Below are 6367 nucleotides of genomic sequence, written 5' to 3' on the forward strand. Positions count from 1 at the left end.
ATGCGGGGCATATGCTGGAATCTTTGCCTAACTATTAGCCAGATCTTAATCCAATTGAACATAAATGGGCACAAGCTAAATGTAAAAAAAAGCGCTTGGATGCGACACAGATATTTTGTTCGCACTCAATATGGTGTAATCAAAATTAAGTCGCTTAGCTATAATTAGTATTAAAGAGTGATTAAATCATAACATAACTTGATTTATATTATAACTATTTTTGCGATTTAAATTAATATTTGAGGTTTTTATTCGTGGATCAAGCCCAAAAATATGTTTATTGGATGCGAAAAGCTATTTTACTAGCCAAAAATGCTCAAGAAAAAGGTGAAATTCCTGTTGGCGCGGTATTAGTACATGAAGATGAATTGATTGCAGAAGGTTGGAATCATCCTATTTTGTCTCATGATCCATCTGCTCATGCGGAAATTTTAGCTTTGCGGGCAGCGGGTCAATCTTTACAAAATCATCGCTTACTCAATACGACGCTTTATGTGACACTCGAGCCTTGTATTATGTGTGCCGGAGGTATGATCCATGCGCGCATCGGTCGTTTGGTATATGGCGCCTCTGATCAAAAAACTGGTGCTGCTGGTTCAATTATTGATGTTTTTAATCATCCGGATATGAATCATCGTATTCTGGTATTGGGAGGGGTTTTGGCCGATGAATGTTCGACGATGTTAAGTGGTTTTTTTCAACAACGGCGAGCAGAAAAAAAATTGGACAGGAAAGGACAGCGCTGATAAATTAAATCTGTCTAAGTCGCTTAGTAAGGCGGCTTAGGCAGAAATAGAAGCTAATACTGTTTGTAATGATTAGCTAAATTAGTCACTACTTTTTTCTTTGCTGCTGGTTCTAGAGAATAATAGCGGATCCCTGCCAGCGAGCTGCATATTTTGATTTATTTCGTTATTCTGTAGGTAACCAACCAAACTTTGGTAATAACAGCGGATATTTTCCACATAGCGATAGGCTTCATAGCCACGTGCATAACCGTAGGTTAATTTAGGAAAATATTTTTTCTTGCTAAGTAGCGGCAGTCTGGCTTTCACATCTAACCAACTGTTTGGATCTCCGCCTTGTATGCGTGTCAGTTTCCTGGCATCAAGCATATGTCCCAACCCCATATTATAGGCCGATAAGGCAAACCAAATACGATCATCAGGCGCAATAGTAGCTGGTAAGCGCGAAATCAGATATTGCAAGTAAGCGGCGCCACCTTTAATACTTTCCTCTGGATCCAGTCTATCTGACACACCTATAGTTTGTGCAGTAGGTACTGTTAGCATCATTAAACCACGAACACCAGTGGGTGATTTGGCTAGTGGATCCCAGTGTGATTCCTGCCAGGAAATTGCTGCTAGTAGACGCCAATCTATATCTTTTGCATATTTTTTAAATAGATGCTTATAGGTTGGCAAAGTTTTATTAATTGCAGTAATAAAAGAAAGCGTATCAAAATAGTCAAAAGTAGCAACATGGCCAAAATATTTTTCATCTAAACGTGTTACAAGTTCTTCTTCATTACTTTTATTCAAGAAGTCTAACATTGCTGCATTTAGACTATTATCTTTTGAGCGTTTCATATACCAATTAAGGCTATGATCGTCGCTAACATTAAAAGCGACAGCAATGTTTGGATGAATAGGTTGCTGCATAGCGACGACAATAGAATTTTCTAAGGCATAATCAATTTTCCCTTCAGCTAGCAGTTGCAATAACTCAGTCGCATGATAATGACTGGTTTCTTCCCATTGTAGATTTGGATATTTTTGCTTCAACTGTTGCAGCGTATTAGCGTTTACTGAATCAGTGGAAACGACAAACTTTCCTTTTACATCGTTCAAAGAGCGTGGACGAGTTACCCCTTTGCGATAAATTAGCTGCTGGGAAACGGTATAGTAGGCAGGGCCAGGCTGTGCTTTATCGAGGCGCTTCTCATTATAAAGAAGTCCTGCAGTAATAAAGTCACTGTTACCGTTTTCAAGGTCATTAAAAAGTTGATTGATATTTGAACGTACATTGATACGTATATTTATGCCAAGGTAATCGGCAAAGCGTTTAGTCAGTTCGTAATCAAATCCGCTTACTTCTTGCTTATCGTTAAAGGACATAAGGGGTGAATTAATGGTACTTACACGTAATTCACCGCGAGAAATAATTCTCTTCACCTGGTCTTGCTGCTGGTTGGGCCACTCAATATTAAGTGTAATGACACTAATAGAAATTATAGAGACAATAACGATAAAAAGATAATTAATTCTGATATTAATCAAATGGTTATATCTCGTTAGTTAAACATATTTTCTTAATTAAAATGACCAAATTATGGCCAATTTTTTAAGAGCCCAACATTCTGCTTAACAAAAGTAGAATTTGCAACTTAATTTAATCTATTTTAGATATCTTTAATATTTGCGGGTGCGTGATAAATGTGCACGCAAACGGTTTTGTATTGGTTCATGATGATTTATAATAGCCTTCCAGTTTTCCTGATAGATATCCTTTAGGCCAGTTTTATAAGTTAAGAGAATCTATTACTATGGAAATTCTGCGTGGCTCACCCGCTTTATCGACATTTCGCATTACTAAGCTTCTTTCCCTATGCCAGCAGCAGCAACTACCGGTTACTGACATTTATGCTGAATATGTACACTTTGCTGAACTTGGTGCGCCATTAAATCAGGATGATCGACAAAAACTAAGTCAATTGCTTCATTATGGCCCTTCATTAACTGAGCAACAGCCTGCTGGCCAGTTACTCTTGGTTACTCCTCGACCAGGCACTATTTCACCTTGGTCGTCAAAGGCAACGGATATTGCTCATAACTGTGGATTACAGCAGGTTATCCGGCTTGAGCGTGGAATTGCTTATTATATTATTTATTCCTCGCCATTGGATATATCAAAATTGGATGATTTATCTGTCATTTTGCATGATCGGATGGTTGAAATTGTTTGGACTTCTTTCAAGCAAGCAGAATCACTCTTTATGCACCATAAGCCGGCACCGATGGTGAGGATAGAAATATTAAAAAACGGTCGTCATGCACTTGAATTGGCAAATATTGAATTAGGGTTAGCGTTATAGCTAAGCGACTTAATTTTGATGACATTATTTATATGAGCTATTCAATTGATTTTAGACGTAAAGTGATATTTACGATGGAAGAAGAAGGGTTAAGTATCCAAGAAACAACGAAGCAATTTCGGATTGGCTCTGCATCTGTATCGCGTTGGATTAATCAAATAGAGCCAAAAGCATCGACTACTCGTCAGCGAAAAATCGATAAATCCGAGTTGATAAAAGATGTTGAACAATATCCAGATGCTTACCAAAAAGAGCGTGCAGAGCGTTTTGGCGTTTGTCAGAAGGCTATTTGGCAAGCTCTTAAAAAAATGGGATTGACCTATAAAAAAACTCTACGTCATCCGAAAGCCGACGAAAACACTCGAAAAACGTTTCAACAAAAAAACAGTATGAAAAAGAAGGCAAGCATATTGTTTTTATTAATGAAAGTGGTTTTTCACACGATACCCCGCGGACTCACGGCTATTCCCCGAAAGGTCAACGGTGTGTTGGTCTCAAGAACTGAGGAGCTAAAGGAAGAACAAATGTTATCGGCGCTTTATTGGGCATAACGCTATTTGCTATCGGATTATTTGATATCAATATTAACAGCGATTTTTTCTATGCATGGGTCACCCAAATCCTTATCCCAGTACTTCCTAAAAACAGTGTAATCATAATGGATAATGCAACTTTTCACAAGAAACAGAGTATTCAACAAGTCATTATCGATGCGGGGCATATGATGTAATATTTGCCTACCTATTCGCCAGATCTTAATCTAATTGAACATAAATAGGCATAAGCTAAATGCAAAAAAAGAGCGCTCGGATGCGACACAGATATTTTGTTCGCATTCAATATGGTGTAATCAAAATTAAGTCGCTTAGCTATAGGATTTGGACACCCAGCGGTTACAGCTGGTTTAATGATGGCGCCAATGGCGATAAGCTCAATATCGGCAAAATCTGTTGTGACAAAAATATTAACTCAATATGGCTATAAAAAAACACTTTTTACCATAACATTTATTATTGGCTTAATTATTACTTAATTTTCATTGCAATCACCTAATATGCCAATTTATATTTTGATAATTCCTTTATTTTTACTGGGAGCGGCAATGTCGACCCAATTCATCGCTATGAATACACTTACTCTAGCGGATTTGACAGAAAACAATGCAATTTCTGGTAATAGTATGTTAGCTGTAACCCAACAACTTGCTATCAGTTTTGGAATTGCGAGTAGCGCTGCAATTTTACGCTTTTATGAATCGCTACCTTATTGTGATCATATTGATAATTTCCATTATAAATTATATTACTATAGGTATAATTACTCTGTCATCTTCACTTATTTTCCTTCTTTTGCAAAAAGAAGATGGACAAAATTTAATTAATAAAAAAGATCCCTAACAGTAAAAATTTCATCTAAATAGGATAAACCTAAAATAAATATAATTTATTTTTTTTGTTGAATTTACTAAAATTCAATAAATTAATTTGCAATAATTCTTTTTTATACAGGAGAAGAGTATGTGCAATTGGATGAACAAATAGCTCAATTGAGCAACTATCTAGAAACTGCCCTGTACGAGCGGCAGCATACTATTCGCCTTTTTTATTAGCAGCATTATTATAAGAAAGTGTTTTTCTACTAGGTCCACCCGGTATTGCTAAAAGCATGATAGCCAGGCGAATAAAACAAGCTTTTAAAACGGTTCACTCTTTTGAATACCTTAATGACTCGTTTTTCAACACCAGAAGAAATTTTCGGACCACTTTCCATTCAAGCATTAAAAGAAGAAGGACGCTATCAGTGTTTAACGACAGGCTATTTACCTGATGCCGAAATTATCTTCCTTGACGAAATCTGGAAAGCTGGCGCTGCTATATTAAATACTTTGTTAACGGCAATTAACGAAAAAAATTTAGAAATGCCTTTCACGAAGAAAATATTCCTATGAGCTTACTTGTCATTGCCTCTAACGAACTACCAGAATCAGATAGTAGTCTTGAAACATTAGACAATCATATTCTTATTCGTTTATGGTTAAATTTAAATAAGGTGCAGAAGAAACAGAATTTTAGAGCTTTATTAAATAGTAAAAAGTAAGAAAGTGAAAATATTCTTCCCAATCGACTTCAAATAAGTAATGAAGAATATGAAGAGTGGCAAGTAAAAATTTGTGAAATAAAACTACCAGATAATTGCTTTGAGATAATTTATCAATTACGGCAGCAAATTGATAATTTAGTTACATCACTTTATATTTCTGATCGTCGATGGAAAAAAGCTATCCACTTATTCCAAGCTAGTGCTTTTTTAATGGGAGTGATGCAATATCACCTTTAGATATTATTTTCTTTAAAGATTGCCTTTGGCATGATGTGCAATCGCTACAACTATTACCACAATTAATTACTACATTATTAATAGAAGAAGGTTTGTAACAACAAATGATCAATAAAAAAATTGATGATCTTCATAATGAATGGCAGCAATCAACTCAAATTAATAAGAATAAAACCGTTTTTAAATTAAAAAAAGAAAACCGTTTATTCAATCGCATTCTAAATTATTCTGTATCCAAGCAAATTAGCGAAAAAAATATAACATTATTTTTACATACGCCTCTTATTTTACATAATATAAAAGTTAATTCTGTTACCATAGATAAGAGTTCAATCAACCATACCTTAAATGAAGGAAAAATTTCTGCTCAACTTGATGGTATTGGTTATACTCAATTAATTTCAGCAAAAATTATAGCTAAGCGTCTTAATTTTAATTACAAAATATATGTTTTTATTCAATATAAATTTACTGATATAGAGTAATTACTTGTAATCATTTTAAAGTCGCCCAGCTATAATAGCAAAAATCAATTACAAGTGCTGGATGCAAGTAGAAAACCATCAACACTTTATTTATACGAAAAAACAGATCAAAATAAATTAGATAATAAATGGCTGGAAAAGCTCGAACAACTTAATCATTTAATTCAATAGCAAAAATCTTTATTTAGTCATCACCAACCTTGTTTTTTTATTAAAAATCATTTCCTAGCAACTATTGAACAAATTTTTTTAACTCTAACAAATAAATTAGCTCAATTAAGAACGCAGATGATGAGGTAATAATCTATGTTGAATCTCACAACGATTGATATGTTACTCTCCATTACTGGCCAAACCTCAATTAGTCATTTTTTGAGAAGTACCCTAATCTTAAAAAGATATTATTAAGAGATCTTTTCGCATGGAAAAATTTATATCACAAATTGAAAGA

Annotated in this window: 4 protein-coding genes and 3 pseudogenes; 6 read left to right on the forward strand and 1 reads right to left on the reverse strand. The window is 34.8% G+C overall.

What is annotated here, in order from left to right; translation table 11 throughout:
• Window positions 1-254: 254 nt before the first annotated feature.
• Window positions 255-746 carry a tRNA adenosine(34) deaminase TadA gene (gene tadA, locus ARSQ2_RS07205; RefSeq protein WP_255487647.1) on the forward strand — a complete coding sequence of 164 codons (492 nt, stop codon included), beginning with the start codon at window positions 255-257 and terminating at the stop codon, window positions 744-746.
• A gap of 81 nt (window positions 747-827) precedes the next feature.
• Here tadA and mltF read toward each other — a convergent pair whose 3' ends face one another.
• On the reverse strand, window positions 828-2279 hold the full coding sequence (gene mltF / locus ARSQ2_RS07210) for a membrane-bound lytic murein transglycosylase MltF (RefSeq protein WP_181994875.1): 1452 nt from the start codon (window positions 2277-2279) through the stop codon (window positions 828-830).
• Between the two features lie 266 nt (window positions 2280-2545).
• Between mltF and ARSQ2_RS07215 the strand changes: the two are divergent.
• The 5 genes and pseudogenes from ARSQ2_RS07215 to ARSQ2_RS14830 all read left to right on the forward strand — a co-directional run.
• Window positions 2546-3091: pseudogene (locus ARSQ2_RS07215) on the forward strand (phosphoribosylformylglycinamidine synthase); the annotation flags it as partial.
• 35 nt (window positions 3092-3126) lie between these two features.
• Window positions 3127-3645 carry an IS630 transposase-related protein gene (locus ARSQ2_RS11965; protein WP_202880397.1) on the forward strand — a complete coding sequence of 173 codons (519 nt, stop codon included), beginning with the start codon at window positions 3127-3129 and terminating at the stop codon, window positions 3643-3645.
• Window positions 3636-3824, forward strand: coding sequence for a transposase (locus ARSQ2_RS07225; RefSeq protein ID WP_181994877.1), 189 nt, complete (start codon window positions 3636-3638; stop codon window positions 3822-3824). The genes ARSQ2_RS11965 and ARSQ2_RS07225 overlap by 10 nt, the downstream gene beginning before the upstream one ends.
• A 135-nt stretch (window positions 3825-3959) precedes the next feature.
• Window positions 3960-4491, forward strand: a pseudogene (locus ARSQ2_RS12845) (MFS transporter); the annotation flags it as partial.
• A gap of 122 nt (window positions 4492-4613) precedes the next feature.
• Window positions 4614-6216 (forward strand): annotated as a pseudogene (locus ARSQ2_RS14830) (ATPase RavA domain-containing protein).
• Window positions 6217-6367: the final 151 nt, after the last annotated feature.

The sequence above is a fragment of the Arsenophonus endosymbiont of Bemisia tabaci Q2 genome (assembly GCF_902713415.1).
In the GTDB taxonomy this organism is placed as follows: domain Bacteria; phylum Pseudomonadota; class Gammaproteobacteria; order Enterobacterales; family Enterobacteriaceae; genus Arsenophonus.